Origin of the sequence: Streptomyces sp. BV286 (genome assembly GCF_019090165.1) — a bacterium.
Classification (GTDB): domain Bacteria; phylum Actinomycetota; class Actinomycetes; order Streptomycetales; family Streptomycetaceae; genus Streptomyces.
On sequence record NZ_JAHRIB010000174.1, the window covers coordinates 85,661 to 108,817 of the forward strand.

Consider the following 23,157-nt stretch of genomic DNA (forward strand, 5'->3'; position numbering starts at 1 on the left):
GGTATGGGCGGGCTGGTCAGATCGAGGACAGCACGTCGAGCGCGGCAGTGTGGATACGGGGAGCGGCGGCCAGGAAGTCGCGGCTGGCCGTACTCCAGGGCTTGCCGTCCAGGTCGGTGACGGTACCTCCGGCCTCGGTGACCAGCAGGGCGCCCGCGACGAGGCCGGAGCGGACGTCGGAGAACTGCCAGAAGGCGTCCATGCGTCCGGCGGCGACGTGGATGAGCTGCAGCGTGGCCGGGACGGACACACGCACGACGAGGCCGGCGGTGAGCATGGCGGTGACAGATGCGCCGATCCTGCGGAAGGTGTCGGTGCTCTCACCGGGCCGGGCCTGTCCGGTGCCGATCAGCGCGGCACCCAGGTCGCTCTTGGCCGACACGGTCAGGGGACGGCCGTTGAGGTGGGCGCCGCCGCCGACGGCGGCGGTGTAGGTGTCGCCGGTCAGCGGGAGGTGAACGACCGTGAGGACCGGCTGGTTGTCGCGCACGAGGGTGGCGGTGACGGCCCACTCCGGCATGCCGTGGACGTGGTTGATGTTGCCCTCGGCCGGGTCGACGACCCACCACTCGCCCGGCGGGAGCGCACCGCCGGCCAGCTCGTCCTCCGCCCACTGCGACCCCGGCCTCGCCTTCAGCAGCGGCTCACGCATCACGGCGAGGACCGCGTCGTCATTGGCGTGGATCTCGTCGACGACCTCTTCCAGGCTCACGCCCCGGGCCTGGGTCGTGTAGCGCTCCCGCAGGGTGACTCCGGCGACCTTCACCGTGTCGGCCACCGCGGTCAGGAACGTGGCATCGAGGTCGAAAGGCATGGCTGTGGTCATGGCGTACTCCTTGGATTCGGTGGAAACGGGGCGGTGTTGGGTTCTTCCTTCGGCCCCACATCTCGAAGGTAGAAGCCTCGCCCATTAACAGCAAGTGCATGGTTTTCACTCGTATAGTTACTGCCATGCAACTGGATTTGAACCTGCTCACCGCCCTGGACGCCCTGCTGGAAGAAGGCAGCGTGGCCGGGGCCGCAGCCCGACTTCACGTCACCGCACCGGCGATGAGCCGCTCGCTGGGCCGTATCCGCAAAGTCACCGGCGACCAGATCCTGGTTCGCACCGGACGCCACATGACCCCCACCATCCACGCGCTGGCCATTCGCACCGAGGTCCACGCCCTCGTGCAGCAGGCCCACCAACTGCTGTCCCCACAGACAGAACTCGACCTGGCGACTCTGGAGCGAGTGTTCACGGTCCGCTGGCACGACGCGCTCACCACCACGTGCGGGACCGCCCTGGTCGCCGCAGTGCACCGCCAGGCCCCCGGGGTGCGACTGCGCCTCACCGCCGAGCCGGGCGACGACACCCCCGAGCTGCGCCGCGGCACGGTGGACCTCGCCTCAAGCGCGGGCCCACCCACCCAGCCCGATGTCCACCACCGCCTCATCGGTCGTGACCGGCTCGTCATCGCAGTCCGGCCGGACCACCCGCTCACCGAACAGCCCGTCACCACCGAGAGGTTCGCGGCGGCCGATCACCTCACCGTCTCCCGACGCGGACGCCTCCACGACCCGATCGACGACGCCCTGACCGCACTGGGCCACGAGCGCCGTGTCATCGCCTCCGCCCCCACGACGACGACCGCACTGCAACTCGCCCGCGACACCGACCTCGTGGTCACCCTGCCCGACGCGGCCACTCGCCCCATCCGCCACCAACTCGGTCTGACGACACTGCCGCTGCCGCTCGAACTGCCCGAAGTGCCCCTCCACCTGCTCTGGCACCAGCGCCACGACAACGACCCCGCCCACACCTGGCTGCGCGAAACAGCCACCCGAACCCTCCAGGCCCTGTTCACCCCGCCGCCCACGGCCTGACCGGCAGCGGCGGCCTGCGGCAGGTCCACCCGGTGGCGCTGTCATTGTCTCTTCATTGCTGCGAGCGGCGCCCCGACGCGGTCAGCAGCGCAGGCCGATGACGCCCCAGCCACGGCGCTCCGCCTCCGTCACCACCTCTCCCCAGTCGGTGAGGAAGTGGGCAAAGGATTCGAAGGTCGTGATCCATCCGCTGGGCTCCGCGGCGTGCCGGTCGAACGGCTCGCGCATATCCTCCAGTTGGGGTGCCGCCTGTCGCCACCATGCCGCGATCAGTGGCACATGGTCGGGCGGACACCACAGCAGCAGGTCTGCCTCCCAGGTGCACGGCCGCTCCGGGAGTCCTGAGACGGTCCCGGTGGTGTCCTCCAGGCCGTGCCAGAACAGCGCGTCGTTGAACCGGTCCAGCACCGCGCGTGCTCCAGGCGCGACGAAGTCGCGCATGTGGTCCCAGCGATGACCAGCCCAAAAGTGCGGCTTGTACGAGCCCAGAGTGTTCCGGAGGGCGTATCTGCCGTACCAGTCCTCACCGGGCTGAGTGGACCATGACCAGCCATGCTCGAAAGGGTCGTCTCCGTACGCGTCTCCGAGGGCGGCATCGACCAGCATCTCTCCCCGGTCGTCAGGCGCTGCCGCCTCGACCCGCGGCCAGTCCACGATCAGTACCTCTATCCCCACGCCCATCACATCAGCGTAGGACGGGAAGGGGCGTTGATCGCCGCAGTCCCACTGTGGAAGTGACTGACGGTGATGCCCAGCGGAGATCGACGCTTTCTAACTGCGGTTGACCAGGGCCCGTGTCACGGTGCGCGTCATCTCGCTGTGCACAAGGACGTCCGTGCTGTCGATGAACTGGTCGGCCGCTCCGAAAACCGGCAGGGCCCTGACCGCAGGGTCGGTGATGTGTGCCGTCAGCGCCGCGGTGAAGCGCTCAGCGTGCAGGACCTGGAACGGCCGACTGTGGTAGGGCCGGGTGGTGGGGTCGACCGCGTCGGTGAGGGCGAGTTCGTTGTGGACGGTCGCAACGGCTTCGTAGGCGCGGGCCAGGTGCTGTTCGCGGGTGTGCCAGTCGGTTGCCGGGAGAACGGTGCTGAGGAGCGGAGCGAGGGAGGATGCCTGGGGAGTGCGGGCGAAGGCGGAACCGAGCCATTTGCTGTAGGGCGGGTAGCGGCGGTCCATGAGCAGGCAGAGTCGCATCAGGTCGCGGACCAGGCGAGCGGCGACGACAGCGGATCCGAGCTCGTCACCCACTTCGCCGCACCTGCCGACGAAGGCCTCTTCCTGGGCGATGCGCTGCCACTGACAGGCAAGGACGTAGAGCCAGAGGTCGTGCGGATACCAGCGGAGGCCGGCTCGCGCCGTGGCAAGCTCGCCGAGTCCGTCATGGAAGACGGCGCCGCCTGTGACCTCGGCGAGTCGCTGGGTGGGCGTGGCCAGCCAGTCCGCCGGGGTGACGCCCTGAGACGGGTCGAATCCCAGCAGCGCGGTGAACCAGGAACCCGGATCGGTGACCTCGACGCGGTGGTGCACCGGTCCGTCGGTGGCCCGCATCACGCGGATATCCCCTTTCCCCGTCGCAGCGAAGTGCGTCGGATAGCCGCAGAAGATCTTCGGCAGCCGCTCGGAAAGCATCGTGGTGATGTGCGGGCCGTGGTCGGCCGCGTCCTGAGCCTTCAGGAAGATCTGCAGGCGTGGGCCCCATTCGTGGTCTGCGGATCGGGCGGTGTCGAATCCGAGCACCTCCGAGCCGCTGCCGAGATGGGCAGCAGAGTGCACGACACCTGGAACGTTCTCGTCCAGCAGAGGGCGCACGGCTTGGACGTAGAAGCGCCGGGAGAGTTCCAGGCCGGGGATGAAGGGTGATGTGACCATGCCGGGGAGAGTGCCTGATCGGTACGCGGGCGGGCGACCCGTTTTTCGCACCTGGGAGGGGTAATCGTCGCTGGCCACGAACGGACGTGGCGGTGGGCATTTCGAAGAGTGTGAGTCGGCTCCGTCTGTCTCTGTCTCACCTACTGTGGCTTCGCATGACCGACTCCGAGATCGAGATCACCGCAGAGCTGCTGCACGGCCTTCTCAGGGACCAGCATCCGGACCTTGCGGGGCTGGCCGTCCGCGAAGTAGCCGGCGGCTGGGACAACCACATGTGGCGCCTCGGGGACGAGTTGGTCCTGCGCATGCCGCGCACGGAACGTGCCCCGGATCTCCAGCGTAAAGAGCGCCGGTGGCTGCCCCTCCTGGCCACGCGCCTTCCGCTCCCGATTCCGACCCCTGTGCGGATCGGCGAACCGTCCGCGCGCTTCCCGAGGCTCTGGACCATCATGACGTGGGTCCCCGGCGTGCCACTCGACCACACCTCGATCAGCCGCAGCGACCACGCTGCCGACACTCTGGCGGGCTTCCTCAAAACGCTCCATGTGGAGGCGCCCGCCGATGCGCCGACCGCCTCGGACCGCGGCGCTCACCCCAAGAAGTGCACGGACGGCTTCGAGAGGTGCTTGCGAGCGATCGCCCCCGGCGGCATCACCGGCGACGTACGGGCCCTGTGGGACGTCTGGGACGATGCCGTGGCGGCTCCCGAGTGGGAGGGCCCGCCGGTTTGGCTGCACGGTGATCTCCACCCCGCGAATGTCGTCGTCTCGGACGGGACGCTCGCGGGCGTGATCGATTTCGGTGACATGTTCGCCGGCGATCCGGCGTGGGACCTTGCGGCCGCGTGGCTGCTCCTGCCCGCAGGCGCAGGCGCACGGTTCTTCGAGGCGTACGCGCATGCGGACGAGGCGACCATCCGGCGCGCCCGAGGTCTGGCTGCGCTGAAGAGCCTCTTCCTCATTCTTATGGGCCAGAACGGGGAGCGGGGCCTGCCCGGCGGCAAGACCACATGGGGGCCCGCCGGAAGGGCGGCGCTCGATCGTGTCCTGACACCCGGCCGGGGCTGATTCTCTTCCGCGTAGGCCCTGCTCCCGTTTGGGAGCGAGACGCTGCCACGTGGCGGACGAGTCGAGGCACCCGGTATTCAGGCGTGGACCAGTTGCAGCGCCTGCCTCAGGTTGTACTCGGCGATGTCCGCCATGAACGTCCGGTCGGGAAAGTCCCCGTCGAGCAGCCGCAGCGGCCCCGCCGTCAGCGACAGCCGCTGGGCGAGCATGTAGAGCGCGAGCCGGTCCTCGTCCAGCCCGGCCGCCCTCAGCGGCTGGTAGGCGTCGTGCAGGCGGATGCGCAGAAACACGTGCTCCCACTCGACGTCGAAGTACATCAATCCCTCGATGTCGATCGCCACGGGCATCCCGTCCGCGTCCACCAGCACGTGATCGGGCCCCAGTTCGCCGTGCACGACCGCATACTCCGCGCGGGGCCGCACCGCGGCCGCCAGGCCCAGCAGCCCCTCCTCCAGCCGGCCGCGGGCGCCCGCGATCCGCGGATCGCGGGAGGCCGCCTCGGCCAGGTCCCGCAGCGCACGGTCGAGAACCACCGCCTCGCACGACGTACCCCGTGACGCTCCTCCGCCATCGACCAGGGCCACCTTGCCGTACCCCGGTGCCTGGTGACTTCGCATCACTTCCAGTGACTCCGCGAGCCGGGCCATGACCGGAGCGGCAGCGCCTGGGTCGCGCGCGAGCAACGCCTCCAGGCTCTCTCCGGGAAGGTCTTCGACGATCGCAAGGTCGGCCGCACAGTGGGCGCCGTCGCGGTCGACGAGACGGATCGCCGGAACGCGGACCCTGAGTGCGTCCAACCGCGCGTGCGCAGCCTTGAACAGATCGAGCCCGAGGCCGGGCGAGAACGGGTCGGTGAGGTCGCCGTCACCTTCGGCCGCCGGCCAGTAGTTCTCGGCGTCGTCCCACAGGTAGGCGATCGCCGTCGCCGCATCGTCCATCACCAGGCGGTACACGCCCTTCTTACTGCCGCCCGCGATCCGCTCGACCGTCTCCAGCCGTCGCCCGCCGCCCAGCGCGGCCCGCGCCGCACCAGCCAGCTGGTCCCGTGTCGCTGCCCTGGGTGCCACGTTGTGAACCGCCTCTCCGCCATGACAACCCGCGCACCCTACGGGAGCGTCGGCGTGCAGGCCAGGCGATGCAGAGCGGTGGATGACCGTGGCGGCAGGTGGCAGGTGGCAGACGGCGGGGGAGCGGATGTTCGGCGAGGGCCGGCCGGCTCGGATGCTGACCGCATCGAGCGTGAGCGTTCGGGCGAGGGCGCGGCCCCGGAAACGGCTCCTTCGGCCACCGTTCTCGGGCAGTCGATCGAAGACAGATGGGGCGTTCTGCAAGGATCCCTAAAGCCCCAGCACCTCGCCGTACTTGATGGCCCCGTGGGGCAGCGCGAAGCCGAACGGGGTCAGCGACTTCCCCGGCGGGTACGTCTCCTCGGTGCTGCTCGGCGCGAACCAGACGCCACCCGACCTGGGCTCACCGGCGTTCTCGCCGGGGGCGCTCGGCCGCATCGTCGTACACGGCCAGGTCCTCCAGCGGCTTCATCGTGTCGTCGTCGGCGTCGGACCGAATGCGTCAGCAAGGCTGGTCAGGATGGAGCCGGACCAACCGCTCTCCCCGAACACGCTGACCGGTATGGCGAGCACGCCGCACTCACGCCGGAGCGTCTCCGCCGGTATGTCGACCGGGAAGAAGTAGTTGCCGGGACAGGTCCGGCTCGCCGAGGGAATCGCCCCGAGCACCTCGTCCGGCAACCGTTCGAACAACCGCTCAGCCCGTGCGGCCAGTTCGTCGACGACCTGCCCGGGCACGTCGCTGTGCTCGGTCAGCAGACGGTCGGCGAGCCTCAACTGAGCCGACGTCGGCGGATCCGCCCGGAACGCTTCGGCCAGTTCGGCTTGCGCCGGACCCAGCAGGACCACGCCGAACGTGCGAGGCCACAGCCACCCCTTGGTGACCGAATGCAGCAGGACCGCACGACCGGTGTCCAGCAATCGCCGTGTGCCTGCAGCGAACGGCGCTCCGAGGTCGTAGACACTGTCGATCAGCAGGCGGCGGCGTGGTGATTCCCGCAGCCACGACATCACCGCGGCACACTCGGCATCGGACAGGTACCGGCCGAGCGGCTTGCTGGGGTTGGCGAGCAGCAGATACTCGGGCCGGTCGTCCACCGGTGACCCCGGCAGAGCCGGTGCCGGCAGCGTCGGGTAGGACGCGGGCGTCAGGCCCGCAGAGCGGGCCAACTCGAAGTAGACCGGGTACACGTCACTGGGCAGCCACAGCCGCGCCTGCACGGTGCGCAGCTGTTGGAACACCACGCCGAGCCCGTGCCGGACGCCTCGACAGACCATGGCCTGACCGGACCACTCTTCCGGAAGCTCGAAGCGCCGCAGCCAGACACGGGCGAGATCGCACCGGTGGACCGTACTCATGTCGGTCGGCGGTTCCGGTCGCATCTGAGCAAGCGCCTGGTACACGTTGGTCTCGGCCGCGTCCAGAAGCGGTGAGGAGGCGCTGAGTTCCCGCTGCCGGAAGGCCTGGAAGTCGTCGAACCTCATGCCGTGGCACCTTCTGGCACGATCTCGCTGGCCCGGTCTTCCAGGGAGGCGTAGCAGCGTCCGTCGGCCATGACGTTCCAGCTGCGCGCGATCCCATTGGCGCGTTCCCAGAAGAGACTGGGTTCGGTGTAGGCGGCGATCCGCAGAGGCCGTCCGTCCCAGGTGCCGTGGTAGACCGGCGCGCCCCAGGGCAGACGGCTCGCCAGTTCGAAGCCGTGCTGCTCGGCGAACCGGGTGACGACGGACAGCGACACCTGGTGCTCCCGGCTCCAGACGTTGGCGGCGCGGTCGAAGTAGAGCGACTCGGTGCTGGTGGATACGTAGAGCTCTTTGAAGCAGACCTCCTCGACACCGAGAGCCGCGGCCCACGAAAGGTAGTCGGCGATCGAGGACGCGTCGGCGACGCCGCCGTGCTGGAGCACGCAGATCAGCCTCATGCGCAGCTCCGGCCAGCGGTCACGTTCCATGCGCCAGGTGTCGATCACAGAGCTCACCGGCGTGCTCAGCATCATCAGCCGGTCGCTGACGGCGTCGTCCTGATGGTGCCGGGAGACCGCGAGCACGCTCAGACCTGCGGCGCTGAGGGCTGCGAGACGCCCGGCGCGGTCGGCGTGCGGGCCCTTCGCCAGGGTGTGCCCGTTGGTGATCAGGACGACCTTCGGGAAGGCCGCCGAGCAGGCGGACACCAGTCGTAGCTGCTGTTCGAACGGTATGAGCGTGGGTTCCCCGCCGCCGGTGATCACCGCACGTTCGGCACCCGCTGTCCGGGCGCGCTCCAGCCAGTGGGTGACCGCGTCCCACGGGACCCGGGCCGGCGCCTGGTCGCTGGAGATCGAAGCCGCGGAGAAGCAGAACGAACACCGGGCTTGGCAGGCGGCGGCGACCGGCAGCAGCGAAACCGAGCGCGGTCGCATGTCGGCGTAGCGACGCTGTGCCGATCCGTGCAGGTGCAGGGAGGCCGCCATCGCGTCTTCGACGGTCGTCGGGCGCAGAGTGAACTCGTCGCCCACGTGGTCGAGTTCGTGGACGGCTGACAACCGGATGCGAGCCTCGTGCAGTTCCATACCGAGGCCGGTCGACACGTTGGGTATCAACGTGGCGGGGTCCACCGTGGTTTCCAGCACCAGCAGCCGATCGCCAGGAATGGCCAGACGGTCCAGCAGGCGTCGCGCCTTGCCGATGCCGATTCCCAACTCCGCACGGGTCAGCAGGTGGAACCGGTCAGGATAGGTACTCTCCGGAATCCCCGCCTTACCGTAAGCGAAGGCGTACTTGTCGAAGCCCTTCGCGAAGTTCGACAGCACGATGACATGGAAGCGCTGGTCACTGTGGTTCATCCCGTCATCATGCATGAACGGGCCCCGGACGACATGGGCCGAACTGCAGGCGTAACGCGACGCCCCCATCCGATCCGTCCCCGCGGCTGCGAGAGTGTCGCCGAGCACTGGAGCGTGGTGCGGCAGCCGTGAGCACAGGGCCTCAAGGCCGGAATTCCCGGGCCCTGATAAGGCTTTCATGCGAAGATCTACAGGCCCTTTCGGGCTCCCCTGCCGCAGTAACGATTCCTCGGAGAGTTCATGCGCCGCGCCCACCTCCTCTCCGCCGCTGTCCTCCTGCTCTGCACCGCGTGTTCCGGCGATCCGGACAGTGGGGCCTCGGAGAGTACGAAGAAAGCAGCGGACCACGGGGCGACCGTACGCGCAGCGATCGCCAGGACGAGCGCGGACAGCGCCCGCCTGGCCGAGAAGATCGAGCTGCAGTCCGCCGACAGCCCCACGACGTACGTGTTCGCGGTCGCCGGGGCTTTCGATCTGGCGGGCGACAGGGGGCGACTCACGGTGGAGCTCGAGGACAGCGGTATGGAACCCGTCGAGGAGGTCTTCATCGGTGACACCGTCTACGTGCGGGGCTCGCGGGACGTGGGCGAGGGCAAGTGGGCCTCAGCCGACCGGAGTGAGGCCCTCACCCGCTATTTCCTGCGGGCGCCCCTGAACGACCCCGAACACCTGCTCCGCCAGATGAAGACGATGCGACAGGTGTCGAACGAGGGCAAGGAGCAGGTGAACGACGCCCCTGCGGTGCACTACCGGGGCACGATCGACCACGCCACCGCGACGCTCCGGATGACGACGGAGACGAGGCAAGGGATGGACGACCTGCGCGAGGAGCTGGGCGAGGACGTGCCCGTCTACGCGGACGTGTGGGTCGACGGGAAAGGGCGCGCCGTCCAGGCTCGGTTGTCCTACTTCGGCGGTATGAAGGCCATGACGACGATGACACTGTCGGACTTCGGGACTCCGGTGAAGGCCGAGGCGCCGCCGGCCAGCCAGGTCGTCCCCGTGACGGCGGGCGAGGACGTCCTGCTGGCCTGAGCGGGTACATCGCCGGGCGCGCGTGAACCCCGACTGACCGGCCGTTCGATCACCTTGTTAAGTGTTTGACCGCGAACGCCAGCTCTGTTCGAATGACGTGACCGATGATCGTAGATGGGGGTGTCGTGCGGGCCGGGATCACGATCTTGCCGGAGTACCGTTGGGCCGAGGCCAAGCCTCGATGGCAGGCAGCTGAGGCGTATGGCTTCGCCCACGCCTGGACGTTCGACCACCTGGGCTGGGGTCCGCTCGTCGACCACACTTGGTTGGGCGCCGTGCCGACATTGGGCGCGGCGGCGACGGTGACCTCGCGGATCGAGTTGGGCTTCATGGTCGCGTCGCCGAACTTCCGCCACCCGCTGTCGTTCGCCAGGGACGTGCTCGCGGTGGACGACCTGTCCGACGGCCGCTGCACGGTCGGCATCGGCGCGGGCGGGGTCGGCGGCTACGACGTGGACGTGTTCGGGGGCACCACGAAGGCCGCAAGCCCGTTCCGCCGGTACCGGGAGTTCGTCGAGCTGCTGGACGCCCTGCTCACCAAGGACCGGGTCGACTACTCCGGCGAGTACTACACGGCCGTGGACGCACGGAGCGCGCCGGGTTGCGTGCAGCGACCGCGCACGCCGTTCGTGCTGGCTGCCAACGGGCCGAAGGCGCTGGCCCTGGCTGCGAAGCACGGCGAGGGGTGGGTCACCCTGGGCACCGACCACGACTCGTTGGACGGCTGGTGGCGCTCGTTGACCGAGGTGTCGGCCCGGTTCGACGAGGCGTTGGCCGCCGAATCCCGCGACCCCGCCACGGTCCGCCGGTTCCTCCAGACCGACGCGGCGCCGGTCTTCTCGCTTTCGAGTGTCGAGTGCTACCGCGACTTCCTCGGTCGGGCGGACGAGCTCGGCTTCACCGATGTACTGGCGCCGTGGCCGAGGGAGTCGGGCCCGTTCGCCGGTGACGAGGCCATCCTCGACACCGTTGCCTCGGACGTGCTGCCGTCCCTGACCTGACCTGACCCAGTGGTGTAGCTGGTACTGGTCATCCAAGGGTGACGTGTCCGGCGGCGGTCAGCCGCTCGTCCGCGCCGCTACGGTGAGGCGGCCGCCTTTCGGTCTGTACTGCTCTTGTCCCGGCGGCTGAGCTGTGGATGACTGGCGGCGGCACCGAGGGGGAGTGGGCATGGGCAACTGGGCTGTGATTGCGCAGTACTACAACGGTGAGTCGTACACCGAGTTCATCTGTCGTGGGCGGGAGACGAAGGACCAGGCGCTGGAGGAGCTCCGCGCTGTCCTCCACACGTACTTGCCGAGCAAGAATATTGTCGAGAAGCGGCGCCGCGTGTACCGCTTTGCCGACCAGGAGTCGTACCTGGTGGTGATCAAAGGCAAGCTGACGGAGTGGGAGTGCACTCTGCGCATCGTGGAGCTGCTCTCGGACTCGGCTGATCCGGCCATGGCCAAGAGGGCGCAGATGGAAGGCGGCACGGCGGACGTGGCTGACGGGCCGCAGGACCGAATCCCACCCGGCTACTGACCGGCGAACTGCCCACCTGGTTGTGCCAGTGATGCCACTGCTCAGCGCTCGCCTGTCCGGCCTTCCCCGACGTCCCCGACTCCGGCGGGATCCGGGCGCCCGGACTGCCGTACGCGGACGGCCTGTTGCACCTTGTCTCACACCTTCCGGACCCTCCAGGACGGCCCAGCATGACGATGATCGACCTGGACCGAGTCCAGCTCTTCTGCACCGCTCTCGGGTCCGACCGGACGGCCCCGCTGCTCCTGGTGCACGGCTGGGGCGGAGACGGCCGGGAGTGGTCCGCGCACGCCGAGGCGCTGGCCGACCGGTTCCGCGTGATCGTCCCCGACCTGCGGGGGCACGGCCGCTCTGAGGTACCCGACGAAGGCAACACCACGGCGGAAATGGCCGACGATCTCGCCGCGCTGCTCCGCCGCCTGGGCGCCGGGCCGACGACCGCCGTGGGTCACTCCATGGGCGGCCAGGTCGTCAACCTGCTGGCGGTACGGCATCCGGAACTGGTTCGATCGGTCGTCGCGCTCGATCCGGCGCACGGCGCGCACGGCACGGAAGCGGAGGGAATTCCGGCCCGGCTCGAGGAGTACCGGGAACACGGGGCACGCGCCGCGGCCGACTTCGTCGCCGGTGCCTTCTCGGCGAGGGCTCCCGCGGGACTGCGTACCGCCCACGTCCGCACCATGCTCGGCACGCCGAACCACGTCATCGCCCAGGCGTACGCCGGCATGTACGCCGACCCCGGCGCGGTCGGCGTCCGTCCGCACAGCGAGGCGTACCTGCGCCGGCGTGCGCAGCCCGCGCTCACCGTGTGGACCTCGGCGGAGGCGGCCGCCTGGGAACGCGGCACTCTGCGCGTCCCCGGCTCCCGCGTCGACCACTGGCCCGACAGCGGTCACTACCTGCACGAGGAACACCCCGAACGCACCGTGCGCCTGGTCGAGGACTGGGAGTTCGGCGGCCAAGAGAACGGCGGGCCGGGCCGGCTTCCTCCTACTGGCCGATCTTCTCCAACTCTGCGAGCTCCTCGTCGGTGAGCGAGAGTCCTGTACCGGCGACGTTCTCCCGCAGGTGCGCCACCGACGAGGTGCCGGGAATGAGCAGGATGTTCGGCGACCGCCGCAGCAGCCAGGCCAAGGCGACCGACATCGGCGTCGCACCCAGCCGGGTGGCCACGGCAGAAAGCGTGGTGGACTGCAGTGGGGTGAAGCCGCCGAGAGGGAAGAAGGGCACGTAGGCGATGCCCTGGCAGGCGAGTTCGTCGATCAGCTCGTCGTCCTGGCGGTGGGCGAGGTTGTACATGTTCTGTACGCACACGATCGGCGCCATCGCCTGCGCCTCGGCGACCTGCTCCGCCGTCGCGTTACTCACTCCGAGGTGCCTGATCAGGCCCTGCTGCTGGAGTTCGACGAGGGTCTCGAAGGGCTCGGCGAGCGAGCCGGGTTGGGGACCCTGGGCATTGCCGAGCCGGAGGTTGACCACGTCGAGCGAACCGAGGCCGAGGTCGTCAAGGTTCTCGTGGACGGCGCGGCGCAGGTCCTCGGGCTGCCGGGCGGTGGGCCAGCCGCCCTGCAGATCGCGGACCGCGCCAACCTTGGTCACGATGTGCAGCGATTCGGAATAGGGGTGCAGCGCTTCACGGATCAACTGGTTGGTGACGCGCGGGCCGTAGGCACCGGCGGTGTCGATATGGCTGATCCCGACGCCGGCGGCCTCGCGCAGGACGGCGAGCGCGCCCTCGCGGTCGGCGGGCGGGCCCATGACTCCGGGGCCGGCGAGCTGCATGGCGCCGTAGCCGAAGCGGGTGACGGTCAGATCGCCCAGGGTCCAGGTGCCGCCGGGCAGTGACGCGGTGGATGTGTTCATTGTGTCGCTCATGCCGTCGATGCTCGCTTGCACCCGAGCGGCGCATCCAACACCGATACAGTGCCCTGTCATACCCGACAGGTATCACCGAGGTAGGTTGTGGCCATGGACACCTTGGAGACCCGCGAGCTGAGGTACTTCACGGCCGTCGCCGAAGAACTGCACTTCGGTCGCGCCGCCGAACGCCTAGGCATGGCCCAGCCGCCACTGTCCCGGGCGATCCAGCAGCTCGAACGGCGCCTCGGAGTCTCTCTGTTGCAACGCAACCGCCGCGGCGTCTCCCTCACCGGCGCCGGGGAAGTACTGCTGCACGAGGGCCGCGCAGCCCTCGACGCGACCGCCGCCGCCGCCCGCCGCACCCGTCGCGCCGGTGGCGCCGACAGTCCGGGCGGCTCCCGCAACCGCCTGGTGCTGGCGGTGAAGGCGGGTGCGTCTCATGAGCTGGTGCACAAACTCCTTGCCGCCTACGCGGCCGAGCCCGACGCCGCCGAGATCGAGGTGCTGCCGAGCGGCACGTGTGAACAGGAAGAGATGCTGCGCGATGGCCGCGCCGATGTGGCGCTCATGCACAAACCGTTCAACTCCCTCGCCGGATTCGACAGCGAGGAACTGATGACCGAGGGGCAGATCGTGATCCTGCCCGCCGGGCACCCCCTCGCCGCGCAGAGATCTCTGTCCCTGGCCGACGTCACCGACATCCCCGATCTTCCGCTCGCCCGCTGGTCCCGTCACGGCACGTACCCACCCGGCCCGGGCCCCGAGATCCACGACCAGACACAGCTGGCGCAGCTGATCGCCCTCGGACGCACCATGGCTGTCTTCCCCGACTCCGCCCGCGCCTGGCTATGGGCCGAGCACACTGCCGTCCCCCTGACCGACGCAGCACCCGTCGTCACCCACATCGCCTGGCCCGCGCACAGCCGCTCCCTCGCCCTCGCCGGGCTGATCCGCACGGCCACACGGCTGTGACACGCCCCGCCTCTCACCGTCGCGACGCACCGCCTGACCGCCGGTCTCCACACGCCGCCGCCCACGGGCACCGTCGCGACTTTGTGTAGGGGTGCCGGTAAGAACCGTGTACCGATCCTGCTGGCCTACTCGGGGTCATACGGCGGGGGAGAGGTCGAGCCGGGCGAGGTTGCTGACGCGGGTGCGACCCAAAGGATGCCCGTTCCACCAGGCGTCGAGGTGTATGAGGTTGCGTGAGACAGCGGCGAAGACGTGCTCGATGTGGGCCCTTGGCAGACCGCGGTAGCAGGCGCGTCTCATGCCGGTGACCGAGGCGACGAGAACTGACAACGCTGGCGCTCGGCTGTGTGGAGGCACAGCATCGAGCGCTCGTGCGATCCGTGCGAGGATCGCGACGTGAACGATCTGCACTTCCGCTTCGCCGAAGACACCGACCTCGCCACTCTCGTTCGTCTGCGTGACGACGCTGCCCGCTGGATGCTCGCCCAGGGCATCACCGGCCAGTGGCAGCCCGGCCAGCTGGCGGAGTTCATCCGCGAACTCATCGTGCTGGGCACCAATAAGAGCCTGGACGCCGCTCGTACCCGCGCGCCCGACTCGGCCGCCCGCCAGTGATGACGGAGGACCAGGTATGTCACGCCCGCGACCTGCTCGCCCGCCCGGAGAACACCGCCACCTCGATCGCGAAGCTCCTCGGCGTCTCCAGGAACGATCTACATCGCGGTGATCAGCCGCATGGAGCGACTGATCACCGCGGTGGAATTCCTCGACACGCTCCCCGTGCGGCTGTGCGCGGCCTGCGAGCAGCACGTCGACTCACGCCGTGGGTATGACGAAGACGCCTGCTGCCTGTGCTTCCAGCCAGTCGACGACGATCAGCGCCGGCGCAGAGCACACATCGAGATCCGGTCTCTGAAGCCGGAACTGGCTGAACTCGAAAGATGACGCGCGAGCAAGTCAGCGGCTATGCGGCGGCCGCACCCGTTCCCGTGATGACAGACACGCCATCAAGTCACACACCACCCTCTGAAACAGGGCCAGATACTCGCCATTGACTGCCTGTTCCGCAGGGGCGAGTGCGACAGCATCCGAGTCGCCATGCGCCAGGCCTCGGCGGGCATCGTGGCCCGGATCGCCGCCGACCTCACCCCTGTGCACCGTGAGGTTCAGGAGCGGTTGACCGAGCACAACGCACAGGATGCACGCCACCCGGTGGGCTCCGGTTCAGACGTTCGGTGACTGGCCGAGTCCAACATTGTTGAGGAGCCCTGCCGAGTTCACCTTCACAGAGCTGGGCTTGCTGAGGGTTTCCCCGAAGCATACTGACCACGAGTTCGCCCCTACCCCCGATGACGCGCACTCCCAAGAGCCCAGGCGTGTCGCAGGGTTGACGGCATACAGGTGCACGTCTGCTCGTGCACTGTAGAGGCTGGATCGGTTGTTGCGCACGATAACTGCCGCCTGCACACTGCCCCCGGTCGACGACCTGATCGCACAAACCTGCGCGAGCACAGAGGCGCCGATCGTCTTGCTGCCGGCACACCGCCAGGTGGCGGGGCTGGAGGTAATCGGATTCGTGTTGCCGTAAGCACGCCAGGTGCCGGCATCCGTAACCGCGGCGGGGCCGGCATCCGTAGCTGCGGCGGGGCCTGCGGTTGCCAGGCTCAGTCCGAGAACGGCAGTGATGGCGACCAACGAACCTGCGCCCGTTCGCGTAACTCGCATGCCGGCCGCGCCGACCGTCCTCGGGCGGCTCTTCACCTTCGAGGTGTCCTTCAATCTCACCATGACAACCACTCCCAGGTTCTTCGGGTATCGAGTGCACAACCTCACGTCGTGCGGAGGCGACTGCCTCAGATCGGGCAGTGAACGTTGCTGCCGTTGTTCGGCACCACGACTCAACCACGCGTGGACCTCGTGCCGGAAAGCATTCGAGCCTGTTCAAATCCATTGCGACGACTGCTACCGTCGGAGCGGTGCTCACTCTGCGTGTAGACGCCGACACAGTGTCCAGGACGCGGTTGGCCCCTTCCCCCGCGTCGGAGTCCATGGCGTGGTTGAAGCTCACTGCCGCGTCGGGACGGCACCCGGTGTTCGGAGATCCCGGACCACTCGCCCGCGCGTCACTTGCCCATCCGGACGTTGCCCTGCTTGCGGACCTGTTGCCGCTGAACGGCGACACCTACACACCTGACCTGCTCACCCCTCAGCCAGGGACGGACGCGCAGCGTCGTGACCTGCTCGACGAGCAGATCGCGCAGATCGAGGCCGCAACGCAGGACGTCCTCGAAACGCAGGTCTTCACCTACACCCGGACCCACTGGAACAGGCCACTGCTGGCCACGACCCGCCGGATCGCGGAGTCGGGGCGGATGCAGCGACATCTCGCCAACGGCCTCGCCCGGTTCTGGCGGGATGCCCTTTCCGAGGGCTGGCCCGCACTGCGTTCGATCATCGATCAGGACATCACCCACCGCGCGACAGCCATCGCCACCCATGGCGTCGGCCGGGCGCTCGGAGCACTTCACCCAGACATGGATTGGGCAGGCGACGCGGTCACCGTCACCAAGTCATGGGATGGCGAAATAGATGCCACAGGCCGGGACCTCGTCCTCGCCCCCGGCGTGCTCAACTGGCCGCACGTCATCATCCAGGTCGACACCCCCGGACAGTTCGTCCTCTACTACCCCGCCCAGCGGATCGGAGCCGCAAGGGGCCGCGGGTCCGGAACGATTGCGCGAGTAGTAGGCAACGTCCGAGCGGCCTTGCTGGCGGACCTCGAAACTCCCCGGTCCACTACGGAACTCGCTTCCCGGATCGGATGCACACCGGGCACCGTCTCCTACCACCTCAGTGCACTGCACCGCGCACGCCTCGTCACCAAGGTGAGAGACGGGCGACACGTGTTGTACCAGCGGACCGCACATGCGGCAGGTCTGCTGGAAGAAGCCTGCGGCTGACGTCCGCGCCTGGTCGGCCTGGTCCTACGTCGCATTCGTCCTGGACATGTACTCCCGGATGATCGTCGGATGGCAGCTCGCCATACACATGCGCACCGATCTCCAACTCGATGCCCTGGAGACGGCCCTGGTGGCGGCGAGGGATCAAGAAGGGCTCGAGCCCAGGGCTTCGGCGTAGTTGTGTGTCGCCCCGTCGCGCGACTACCCCGAAGCCCTACCTCAGGGCGGCCCTGGAAGGCAGAACGGCACGGGGGGCAACCCTGAAGACCGGCTACTTTCGCCAGAACAGGTGGTGCGTGACGCCGCTCGGGCTGGGAACCACATCCAGGTGGAACCGGTCGAGAAGCTCATCGGGGGAGTCCCAGAGTCGTACTCCGGACCCGAGCTTCACCGGCGAGACCGCCACGTGCATGGTGTCGACGAGGTCGGCGTCGAGGAACTGCCGGATGGTGGTTGCCCCACCGCCGAGTCGGACGTCCTTGCCCTGCGCCGCTTCCCGGGCCTGTTCAAAGACCGATGCAGGGTCGCCGTCGACGAAGTGGAACGTGGTGTCGGAAAGCGTGAACGAAGGACGCTTGTGGTGGGTCATGACGAACACCGGAGTGCGAAAGGGGGGCTCGTCACCCCACCAGCCCTGCCACTCATGGTCGTGCCAGGGGCCGCGCTGGGGCCCGAACTTGTTGCGGCCCATGATCTCGGCGCCGATGTTGCGGGGATAGTCCCGCGTGAGGTAGTCGTCCAGACCCCGGCTTCCTCCGGGGTCGGTGCGCATGGGCCAGCTCGCCGTGGCGCCGGCCCAGGCGAACAGTCGCTCGGGCTCGACATGGCCGAACGGCCTCTCGAGGGTCTGGTCCTCACCGGCACCGATTCCGTCACTCGAGACGTTGAAGTTCTGGACTTTCAGTAGCTGAGCCACGTGCTCCTCCTGTGTTGTCGACAACGGTGGTGAGACTTGCCGGGCCGGGAAAACTCATCGCTGCGTCCGTCGCCAACAGTAAATCGAGCTACGTAGTTTCGCGGACCCTGAGGTTCGCGTGGTCTGCGCAATCGCCTGGGGTGAGCGGGTGAATGTGGTGAGGCAACGGCCCAGGAGGAGCCTGCGTGGTTGAGCCGGTCGTCCTTCACTCACCTCAAGGTGAGGGCGGACTTTGCAGCCTCCGAGGCCCGCGGCGACGCTGGGCCGGATCTCCGAGCGGGTCGGGCCGGCCGCTGCCGATCAGAACATGGTGTTGTCGTTCTCGGAGGTGGGCGGGATGAGCTGGAGGACGTCACCCCGCAGGCCGCCGAAGTCGCCTCGGCATCTTCGCCGTCGGCTGGGTCGAGGAATCCGGCATGACCGTCACCCACGTCATGAACCTCAGCCCTCTCACCGTCCACGCGACGTGGACGTACGAGAGCGGGGGCCGCCGCGTCGAAGGCGGCCTTCACGAACTTCACGGCGGTCAGGTTGCTGTAGGTGCTGCTGCACCGGGGGAGTGCGTCAAGCAGGACGTTCGACCGTGGCCGGCCAGCGCCCCTGTTGGGACAGGTGGAGCACGAGGGCCGCGATGTTCCAGGCGTCGTCCTCGCCTCGGTGGTGACGGCCTTCAAGCGGCCGCCCGGCGATCTCCAGGGCCCGTGCCATGCCGGGGCGCTTACGCAGACCATGTGCCTCGGTGAAGACCATCTTGGCGTTGGTGTGGTGGCGGCCGAATGGGTAGGGCGTCCGCGTCGCCTGGCACTGCCGGGTGAACTGGTGGCGGTCGTAGTCGCCCCAGCTGGCCCACGGTCGGGTGCCTGCACGGTGCTCGGCCGCCAGGAGTTGGCACGCTTCGGTGAAACTGACTCCCTGGTCGACTTCGTGTTGGGTGAGGCCGGTCAGCTCCGTGCAGAACTCGCTGACCGTGGACCGGACGGGGCGCACCAGAATCCGGTGCCGGGCGAGGCGCTCACCGGCATTTAGGTCGACGACGGTCAGTCCGACCTCAATGATCTCGCTGACCGCTCCAGGCGGCTGGGAACCCGCCCAACAGGTCGCTTCAACGTCCACGACGTTGACGAGGTTCTCGGTCCAGGCGCTTTCCATGGCAGGAAGCGTAGGAAAGCACAGCGGCTGGAGCACCTGGTTTTCGAGGCTGCCCCGACGCTGGCTCGCGTTACACGGATACTGTCTTTGACGGGGAAGCCGCAACTTTTCGCGGCGTGGAGCCACTTCTGAGCTCTGCGGTGGAGCCCAAAGAAGTGCCCGACATATACCTCAGGGTCGGCCGTACGCCGCGCGTATTGCCCGGCCTCTGAGCGATTGTCCCCTGACGTCCGGATGGCTCGCCGACGCCCGGCGCGATGCTCAAGCGAAGACGACCTTCTGAAGGCGAACACGGAGTCCCACGTTTCCAGACCCCACGGAACGGCTGCAATGAAACGTTGCGTTGGGCCTGTGTCTGTAGTGGTGCAGGGCCCGAGGCGGATATTCGGTGTTCTGTCGGCTCCATGAGGACGCAAGATGGTGCGCATGACTTTGGCCACTCCCGTACTGCACACAGCTCGCCTGCGACTGCGCCCCTTCACCGACGCCGACGCGGACCTCCTCTTCGCGCTGCACAGCAGCACCCACGCGATGCGCTACTGGGACTCCGCGCCATGGACCGAACGGGCTCGCGCTGAGCGCTTCATCGCGACGTGCGGGAAGATGGCGGACGAAGGCACGGGGGCACGAGTAGCCATCGACCGTGTTTCTGACGGAGCCTTCGTCGGTTGGTGCGGGCTGTCCGCATGGAACCCGGACTACCGCAGCGCGTCATTGGGGTACATCCTGGACGACGGGATGTGGGGTCAGGGCTACGCGACGGAAGCCGCGCATGCCCTGCTGCAGTGGGCATTCGACACGCTGGAACTGAATCGAGTTCAGGCCGAGGCCGATACGCGCAACGTCGCATCTGCCCGGGTCCTGGAGAAGCTCGGATTCGTGCGTGAAGGTACGTTGCGTGAAGACTGCGTTGTGAACGGTGAGATATCCGACTCGTGGGTGTTCGGGTTGCTCCGGCGAGAGTGGCGGCCGTCGACCGTGCCGACCGCAGCCCGCTAGGGTGCGTTTCGAAAGTGGATAAAGCTAGTGTGCCCCGATGACAGAGACGCAACGACGCCGCGACGTAGGCCCACCTGGCAGCGACTCCGACGAGAAGTCGACATTGCTCACGTTCTTGAACTACGTCCGTGAAGCAGTGGTTGCGAAGGCGCAGGGCCTTGATGACAGGCAGGGCCGAACGCCCGGGGTGCCCTCTGGCACCAGTGTTTTCGGCCTGGTCAAGCACCTGACGGCGGCGGAGCTTTACTGGTTCGCCTGGGCCTTCGAGGGTGCCGATGTCGAGCATCCGGATTTCAGTATGGATCTCGCCGAGGGCGAGACCGTGGACAGTCTTCTCGCTGCCTACCTCGGTGCCATTGAACGGTCCAACGAGATCATCAAGCGTTGTGACAACTTGAACCATCCGTGTGCTCGGGCGGCAGGCCAAGCGGGTGCTGTGCGACCGATGCGGTGGGTCCTGGTGCACATGATCGAAGAGACGGCTCGTCATGCAGGCCACGCCGACATACTTCGTGAGCAGGCTGACGGTTCCATCGGTAGGTAGCGCACTACTGCGCTCGATCCCAGGTGCTCCACGAACGGCAGGCGCATGCGGACTACAGCCACTCGTTGATGGCCGCGATGAGGACAGTTGCCTCATAGCGGACCGCGAGTTTGTCGTATCTCGTCGCCACGGCACGGTGCCTCTTGAGGCGGTTGATGCCGCACTCGACCGCGTTCCGCGCTTTATAGTCCTCCCGGTCGAACTTCGGCGGTCGGCCACCGGAGGACCCCCGCTTCTTGCGGTTGCGGACTTGATCAACCTTGTCCGGGATGGTGCAGCGAATGCCGCGGCGCCGCAGGTAGGCCCGGTTCTTGCGGCAGGCGTAGGCTTTGTCGGCCCGCACTTGCCGTGGCCGGGTGCGGGGCCTGTCGGCCCCGAGCTGGGTCACCCGAACGCGGCCCAGGACGACCTCGAACTGTGGGGAGTCACCGCGCTGTCCAGCGGTGATCACGATCGACATGGGCTTCTGACCCTGCTCGACGGCCAAGTGCAGCTTGGTGGTGAACCCGCCGCGCGAGCGTCCCAGTCCGTGATCACGGAGCTCGGTGACTACACAGCCCGGCGGTTCCTTCTACAGGTCACCCCGCTTCAGAGCCCCGGCTGCATGCTGATGGGCACGGCACACCGTGGAGTCGACGCTCAGCTCCCACGTGATCGCACTCTTCGCATCAGCCAGGGACTGGAGCTGGGTAAGGACCCGGTGCCAGGTGCCGGCCCGCTGCCATTGGCGGAACAGGTCGTAGATCCGGCCCCACGGCCCGTACTCAACGGGGACGTCCCGCCACGGAACCCCTGCCCGGACCCGGAACCGTATGCCGTCGACCACCTGCCGCCGGGGCCAGACGGGCGGTCATCCCGCCTTCGTCCCCCTCGGCAACAACGGCTCCAGCACCGACCACTGTTCATCCGTGAGATATCCCCGCGCCATGAACCACAATCATCCATCGCCAAGATCCACTTTCGATACACGGCCTAGGACGACGTCTTGCTTGGTGGTGCCCGTAGGCTTCTCCGATCGGCACTGGACTTGAACTCTTCGGCTGTATCTGCGGGCTGGACGTCGGCGAGTTGCGCTTCGACGATGCCGGCTTGGCTATGTGGTGGGCACAAGCGCTCATCCCGGCGGCTGCACGTGTCGAGCCATCCTGCGGCCCAAAGCCTGGCCAGGCACTTCAATGTAGCGGTACGTCAGCACGCACAGAGGCAATAGCACGGTGAAGAACGCCGCTTCGAGTGCGAGACTGTCCTGCCGCCGTCGGCCGATTGTGCTGTCGACAACTGCCAGCAGTACCGGGTGCACCAGATAGACCGAGTAGCTGATCGTCCCCAAGCCGGTCAGCACCCGCGGCATGCGCCGGTGGCGCGTCGCCAGTCCGGCGCCGAAGGTGAGCAAAGCCAGCAGGAATGCGACGATCCAGCCGCGCCGTGTGAAGTGGTCCCCGTCGCCGTACCAGTACGCACTCCCCACGGCGCAGGCGACCACCATGACGGCGGTGCCAGCCGCATGGCGCCAGGCGTTCTGACCGTTCTCGGCACGGTAGACGACGGTGCCGAGGAACATCATGGCGAGGATCACCAGGCCCTCCCACGCCGGGACCGTGCCGTTGAACGCGATCAGGGCGAGCGCCAGCACACCACCCAGCGCACCTCCGAACACCCGGAGTACGGGTGACCTGGCGCTCGCACAGCAGATGGCGGACGCCATGATGATCGAGGCAAACACGATCAGCAGGCTGGTGCCGACCAGGCCGGACAGGGCAGAGGACGGCAGCACCACCCCGGCCGTCACGCTCACAGCTGCGAGCACGGCCAAGATGACGGCGACCGCCGCAGACTGCTGGTGAAGACGGACCGAGAAGAGAGCGACGACGAGCAGGTAGAAGGACATCTCGTACGAAAGCGTCCACAGGATGAGTAGGAGGTTGGGTGTCCCCAGTAACTCCTGGAGCATGGTGGCGTGTGCGAGAGCCACAGCGGCCGCGCTCTGCTGACCGAAGTCACGCACCTCCGCAATTCCCAAGAGGCTGACGGCAAGGAGCACCGCGACGACAGCCGCCCACAGCGGGTACACACGGAAGATCCGTCCGATCCAGAACGTTCGGACGCAGCCCCGGCGCTCCAGCGACGCGGGGATGATGTAGCCGCTCACCAGAAAGAACACCATGATGCCGTAGCGGCTGGTGTTGAACTGCGGCATCAACTCCCTCCGGAAGTCCGCCATGAACGTGTGCGAGGAGTGGTCGAACACCACGACGAGTGCGGCGATGCCGCGCAAGGCGTCCAGCCAGCCCAACCGCGACGAACCGGCCACCGTGAGGACCTTCAGTAGTCGCGATCTGGCCGAGAGTGAATGTTCCGGTGAAGCAGGCCGGAGAGGTGGGGATTGCATGCGCAGACAGAGTCCTCTTTGGTGGGGTGATGGTTGGGCGTGTCGTGGGGTGGGTGCTGACGCGATCCGCATCGGGTGGGGGAGATCGCCAAGCCTTCGATCCTGCTCGCGCGCTTGC

Annotated in this window: 24 protein-coding genes and 3 pseudogenes; 14 read left to right on the plus strand and 13 right to left on the minus strand. The window is 67.8% G+C overall.

The features are described from left to right. Positions 1–16 precede the first annotated feature (16 nt). Complete coding sequence (locus tag KUF83_RS32250; RefSeq protein ID WP_217458542.1) at positions 17–826, minus strand: inositol monophosphatase; 810 nt, start codon at positions 824–826, stop codon at positions 17–19. Positions 827–951: 125 nt separating this feature from the next. On the opposite strand from KUF83_RS32250, the gene KUF83_RS32255 reads away from it, so the two are divergent. Next, positions 952–1,866, plus strand: coding sequence for a LysR family transcriptional regulator (locus tag KUF83_RS32255; protein ID WP_217458543.1), 915 nt, complete (start codon positions 952–954; stop codon positions 1,864–1,866). 81 nt (positions 1,867–1,947) lie between these two features. Here the strand turns inward: KUF83_RS32255 and KUF83_RS32260 are convergent, their stop codons facing one another. Further along, positions 1,948–2,547, minus strand: coding sequence for a hypothetical protein (locus KUF83_RS32260; RefSeq protein WP_217458544.1), 600 nt, complete (start codon positions 2,545–2,547; stop codon positions 1,948–1,950). 90 nt (positions 2,548–2,637) lie between these two features. Beyond that, complete coding sequence (locus KUF83_RS32265; RefSeq protein ID WP_217458545.1) at positions 2,638–3,735, minus strand: DUF4037 domain-containing protein; 1,098 nt, start codon at positions 3,733–3,735, stop codon at positions 2,638–2,640. A gap of 155 nt (positions 3,736–3,890) precedes the next feature. On the opposite strand from KUF83_RS32265, the gene KUF83_RS32270 reads away from it, so the two are divergent. Further along, the gene (locus KUF83_RS32270; RefSeq protein ID WP_217458546.1) at positions 3,891–4,802 is read left to right on the plus strand and encodes an aminoglycoside phosphotransferase family protein; all 912 of its coding nucleotides are present in this window, start codon (positions 3,891–3,893) and stop codon (positions 4,800–4,802) included. 77 nt (positions 4,803–4,879) lie between these two features. Here KUF83_RS32270 and KUF83_RS32275 read toward each other — a convergent pair whose 3' ends face one another. The 4 genes from KUF83_RS32275 to KUF83_RS32290 all read right to left on the minus strand — a co-directional run bounded on the left by KUF83_RS32275 (position 4,880) and on the right by KUF83_RS32290 (position 8,946). After that, positions 4,880–5,869 carry a phosphotransferase gene (locus KUF83_RS32275; protein ID WP_217458547.1) on the minus strand — a complete coding sequence of 330 codons (990 nt, stop codon included), beginning with the start codon at positions 5,867–5,869 and terminating at the stop codon, positions 4,880–4,882. Positions 5,870–6,139: 270 nt separating this feature from the next. After that, complete coding sequence (locus KUF83_RS32280; RefSeq protein ID WP_254644683.1) at positions 6,140–6,307, minus strand: hypothetical protein; 168 nt, start codon at positions 6,305–6,307, stop codon at positions 6,140–6,142. Positions 6,308–6,337: 30 nt separating this feature from the next. After that, positions 6,338–7,354, minus strand: a complete 1,017-nt coding sequence (locus KUF83_RS32285; RefSeq protein ID WP_217458548.1) for an aminotransferase class I/II-fold pyridoxal phosphate-dependent enzyme — start codon at positions 7,352–7,354, stop codon at positions 6,338–6,340. After that, positions 7,351–8,946, minus strand: coding sequence for a radical SAM protein (locus KUF83_RS32290; RefSeq protein WP_374106217.1), 1,596 nt, complete (start codon positions 8,944–8,946; stop codon positions 7,351–7,353). Before KUF83_RS32290 ends, KUF83_RS32285 begins: the two co-directional genes overlap by 4 nt. Here KUF83_RS32290 and KUF83_RS32295 point away from each other — a divergent pair. The 4 genes from KUF83_RS32295 (at position 8,932) to KUF83_RS32310 (ending at position 12,284) form a co-directional block, all read left to right on the plus strand. Then, positions 8,932–9,726, plus strand: coding sequence for a hypothetical protein (locus KUF83_RS32295; protein ID WP_217458549.1), 795 nt, complete (start codon positions 8,932–8,934; stop codon positions 9,724–9,726). The two genes, KUF83_RS32290 and KUF83_RS32295, sit on opposite strands and share 15 nt — an antisense overlap. Before the next feature lie 104 nt (positions 9,727–9,830). Further along, entirely contained in the window at positions 9,831–10,727 is an 897-nt protein-coding gene (locus tag KUF83_RS32300; RefSeq protein ID WP_254644684.1) for an LLM class flavin-dependent oxidoreductase, read from the plus strand. 169 nt (positions 10,728–10,896) lie between these two features. After that, positions 10,897–11,250, plus strand: coding sequence for a hypothetical protein (locus tag KUF83_RS32305; protein ID WP_217458550.1), 354 nt, complete (start codon positions 10,897–10,899; stop codon positions 11,248–11,250). A gap of 170 nt (positions 11,251–11,420) precedes the next feature. After that, the gene (locus KUF83_RS32310) at positions 11,421–12,284 is read left to right on the plus strand and encodes an alpha/beta fold hydrolase (protein WP_217458551.1); all 864 of its coding nucleotides are present in this window, start codon (positions 11,421–11,423) and stop codon (positions 12,282–12,284) included. On the opposite strand, the gene KUF83_RS32315 is transcribed toward KUF83_RS32310, so the two are convergent. Then, positions 12,241–13,113, minus strand: a complete 873-nt coding sequence (locus KUF83_RS32315; protein WP_302828573.1) for an aldo/keto reductase family oxidoreductase — start codon at positions 13,111–13,113, stop codon at positions 12,241–12,243. The two genes, KUF83_RS32310 and KUF83_RS32315, sit on opposite strands and share 44 nt — an antisense overlap. A gap of 105 nt (positions 13,114–13,218) precedes the next feature. Between KUF83_RS32315 and KUF83_RS32320 the strand changes: the two genes are divergently transcribed. Continuing rightward, complete coding sequence (locus KUF83_RS32320; RefSeq protein ID WP_217458552.1) at positions 13,219–14,082, plus strand: LysR family transcriptional regulator; 864 nt, start codon at positions 13,219–13,221, stop codon at positions 14,080–14,082. Between the two features lie 135 nt (positions 14,083–14,217). On the opposite strand, the gene KUF83_RS32325 is transcribed toward KUF83_RS32320, so the two are convergent. Next, positions 14,218–14,382, minus strand: coding sequence for a hypothetical protein (locus KUF83_RS32325; protein WP_217458553.1), 165 nt, complete (start codon positions 14,380–14,382; stop codon positions 14,218–14,220). 96 nt (positions 14,383–14,478) lie between these two features. On the opposite strand from KUF83_RS32325, the pseudogene KUF83_RS32330 reads away from it, so the two are divergent. The 4 genes and pseudogenes from KUF83_RS32330 to KUF83_RS32350 all read left to right on the plus strand — a co-directional run. Next, positions 14,479–14,610 (plus strand): annotated as a pseudogene (locus KUF83_RS32330) (N-acetyltransferase); the annotation flags it as partial. Between the two features lie 207 nt (positions 14,611–14,817). Further along, positions 14,818–15,027, plus strand: a complete 210-nt coding sequence (locus KUF83_RS32340) for a hypothetical protein (RefSeq protein ID WP_217458615.1) — start codon at positions 14,818–14,820, stop codon at positions 15,025–15,027. A 1,103-nt stretch (positions 15,028–16,130) separates the two neighbouring features. Then, positions 16,131–17,042 (plus strand): DUF5937 family protein, encoded by a 912-nt coding sequence (locus tag KUF83_RS32345; RefSeq protein WP_217458554.1) that lies wholly within the window; start codon positions 16,131–16,133, stop codon positions 17,040–17,042. After that, a complete protein-coding gene (locus KUF83_RS32350) occupies positions 17,008–17,220 on the plus strand; it encodes a hypothetical protein (RefSeq protein ID WP_217458555.1) in 213 nt (70 codons plus the stop codon). The genes KUF83_RS32345 and KUF83_RS32350 overlap by 35 nt, the downstream gene beginning before the upstream one ends. Before the next feature lie 93 nt (positions 17,221–17,313). Here KUF83_RS32350 and KUF83_RS32355 read toward each other — a convergent pair whose 3' ends face one another. Further along, positions 17,314–17,958: a dihydrofolate reductase family protein gene (locus tag KUF83_RS32355; protein ID WP_217458556.1), complete on the minus strand. Its 645-nt coding sequence runs from the start codon at positions 17,956–17,958 to the stop codon at positions 17,314–17,316. A gap of 383 nt (positions 17,959–18,341) precedes the next feature. Here KUF83_RS32355 and KUF83_RS43085 point away from each other — a divergent pair. Next, a pseudogene (locus KUF83_RS43085) lies at positions 18,342–18,446 on the plus strand (hypothetical protein); the annotation flags it as partial. A gap of 76 nt (positions 18,447–18,522) precedes the next feature. Here KUF83_RS43085 and KUF83_RS32360 read toward each other — a convergent pair. Next, on the minus strand, positions 18,523–19,107 hold the full coding sequence (locus KUF83_RS32360; RefSeq protein ID WP_217458557.1) for a 3'-5' exonuclease: 585 nt from the start codon (positions 19,105–19,107) through the stop codon (positions 18,523–18,525). Positions 19,108–19,533: 426 nt separating this feature from the next. Here KUF83_RS32360 and KUF83_RS32365 point away from each other — a divergent pair, with 426 nt between their 5' ends. Both KUF83_RS32365 and KUF83_RS32370 read left to right on the plus strand, forming a co-directional pair. After that, entirely contained in the window at positions 19,534–20,106 is a 573-nt protein-coding gene (locus KUF83_RS32365) for a GNAT family N-acetyltransferase (RefSeq protein ID WP_217458610.1), read from the plus strand. A gap of 37 nt (positions 20,107–20,143) precedes the next feature. After that, complete coding sequence (locus KUF83_RS32370; RefSeq protein WP_217458558.1) at positions 20,144–20,650, plus strand: DinB family protein; 507 nt, start codon at positions 20,144–20,146, stop codon at positions 20,648–20,650. A 52-nt stretch (positions 20,651–20,702) separates the two neighbouring features. On the opposite strand, the pseudogene KUF83_RS32375 reads toward KUF83_RS32370, so the two are convergent. Both KUF83_RS32375 and KUF83_RS32380 read right to left on the minus strand, forming a co-directional pair. Then, a pseudogene (locus KUF83_RS32375) lies at positions 20,703–21,578 on the minus strand (IS5 family transposase). A 186-nt stretch (positions 21,579–21,764) separates the two neighbouring features. Next, positions 21,765–22,961, minus strand: a complete 1,197-nt coding sequence (locus tag KUF83_RS32380) for an acyltransferase (protein WP_308403227.1) — start codon at positions 22,959–22,961, stop codon at positions 21,765–21,767. Positions 22,962–23,157 lie beyond the last annotated feature (196 nt).

Excerpts from the sequence above, each read along its gene's own strand:
- KUF83_RS32250 (WP_217458542.1), bottom strand. The coding sequence starts at position 826 with ATGACCACAGCCATGCCTTTCGACCTCGATGCCACGTTCCTGACCGCG.
- KUF83_RS32255 (WP_217458543.1), top strand. The coding sequence starts at position 952 with ATGCAACTGGATTTGAACCTGCTCACCGCCCTGGACGCCCTGCTGGAA.
- KUF83_RS32260 (WP_217458544.1), bottom strand. The coding sequence starts at position 2,547 with ATGGGCGTGGGGATAGAGGTACTGATCGTGGACTGGCCGCGGGTCGAG.
- KUF83_RS32265 (WP_217458545.1), bottom strand. The coding sequence starts at position 3,735 with ATGGTCACATCACCCTTCATCCCCGGCCTGGAACTCTCCCGGCGCTTC.
- KUF83_RS32270 (WP_217458546.1), top strand. The coding sequence starts at position 3,891 with ATGACCGACTCCGAGATCGAGATCACCGCAGAGCTGCTGCACGGCCTT.
- KUF83_RS32280 (WP_254644683.1), bottom strand. The coding sequence starts at position 6,307 with ATGCGGCCGAGCGCCCCCGGCGAGAACGCCGGTGAGCCCAGGTCGGGT.
- KUF83_RS32285 (WP_217458548.1), bottom strand. The coding sequence starts at position 7,354 with ATGAGGTTCGACGACTTCCAGGCCTTCCGGCAGCGGGAACTCAGCGCC.
- KUF83_RS32295 (WP_217458549.1), top strand. The coding sequence starts at position 8,932 with ATGCGCCGCGCCCACCTCCTCTCCGCCGCTGTCCTCCTGCTCTGCACC.
- KUF83_RS32300 (WP_254644684.1), top strand. The coding sequence starts at position 9,831 with ATGATCGTAGATGGGGGTGTCGTGCGGGCCGGGATCACGATCTTGCCG.
- KUF83_RS32305 (WP_217458550.1), top strand. The coding sequence starts at position 10,897 with ATGGGCAACTGGGCTGTGATTGCGCAGTACTACAACGGTGAGTCGTAC.
- KUF83_RS32310 (WP_217458551.1), top strand. The coding sequence starts at position 11,421 with ATGACGATGATCGACCTGGACCGAGTCCAGCTCTTCTGCACCGCTCTC.
- KUF83_RS32315 (WP_302828573.1), bottom strand. The coding sequence starts at position 13,113 with ATGAACACATCCACCGCGTCACTGCCCGGCGGCACCTGGACCCTGGGC.
- KUF83_RS32320 (WP_217458552.1), top strand. The coding sequence starts at position 13,219 with ATGGACACCTTGGAGACCCGCGAGCTGAGGTACTTCACGGCCGTCGCC.
- KUF83_RS32325 (WP_217458553.1), bottom strand. The coding sequence starts at position 14,382 with ATGAGACGCGCCTGCTACCGCGGTCTGCCAAGGGCCCACATCGAGCAC.
- KUF83_RS32340 (WP_217458615.1), top strand. The coding sequence starts at position 14,818 with ATGGAGCGACTGATCACCGCGGTGGAATTCCTCGACACGCTCCCCGTG.
- KUF83_RS32345 (WP_217458554.1), top strand. The coding sequence starts at position 16,131 with ATGGCGTGGTTGAAGCTCACTGCCGCGTCGGGACGGCACCCGGTGTTC.
- KUF83_RS32350 (WP_217458555.1), top strand. The coding sequence starts at position 17,008 with ATGCGGCAGGTCTGCTGGAAGAAGCCTGCGGCTGACGTCCGCGCCTGG.
- KUF83_RS32360 (WP_217458557.1), bottom strand. The coding sequence starts at position 19,107 with ATGGAAAGCGCCTGGACCGAGAACCTCGTCAACGTCGTGGACGTTGAA.
- KUF83_RS32365 (WP_217458610.1), top strand. The coding sequence starts at position 19,534 with ATGACTTTGGCCACTCCCGTACTGCACACAGCTCGCCTGCGACTGCGC.
- KUF83_RS32370 (WP_217458558.1), top strand. The coding sequence starts at position 20,144 with ATGACAGAGACGCAACGACGCCGCGACGTAGGCCCACCTGGCAGCGAC.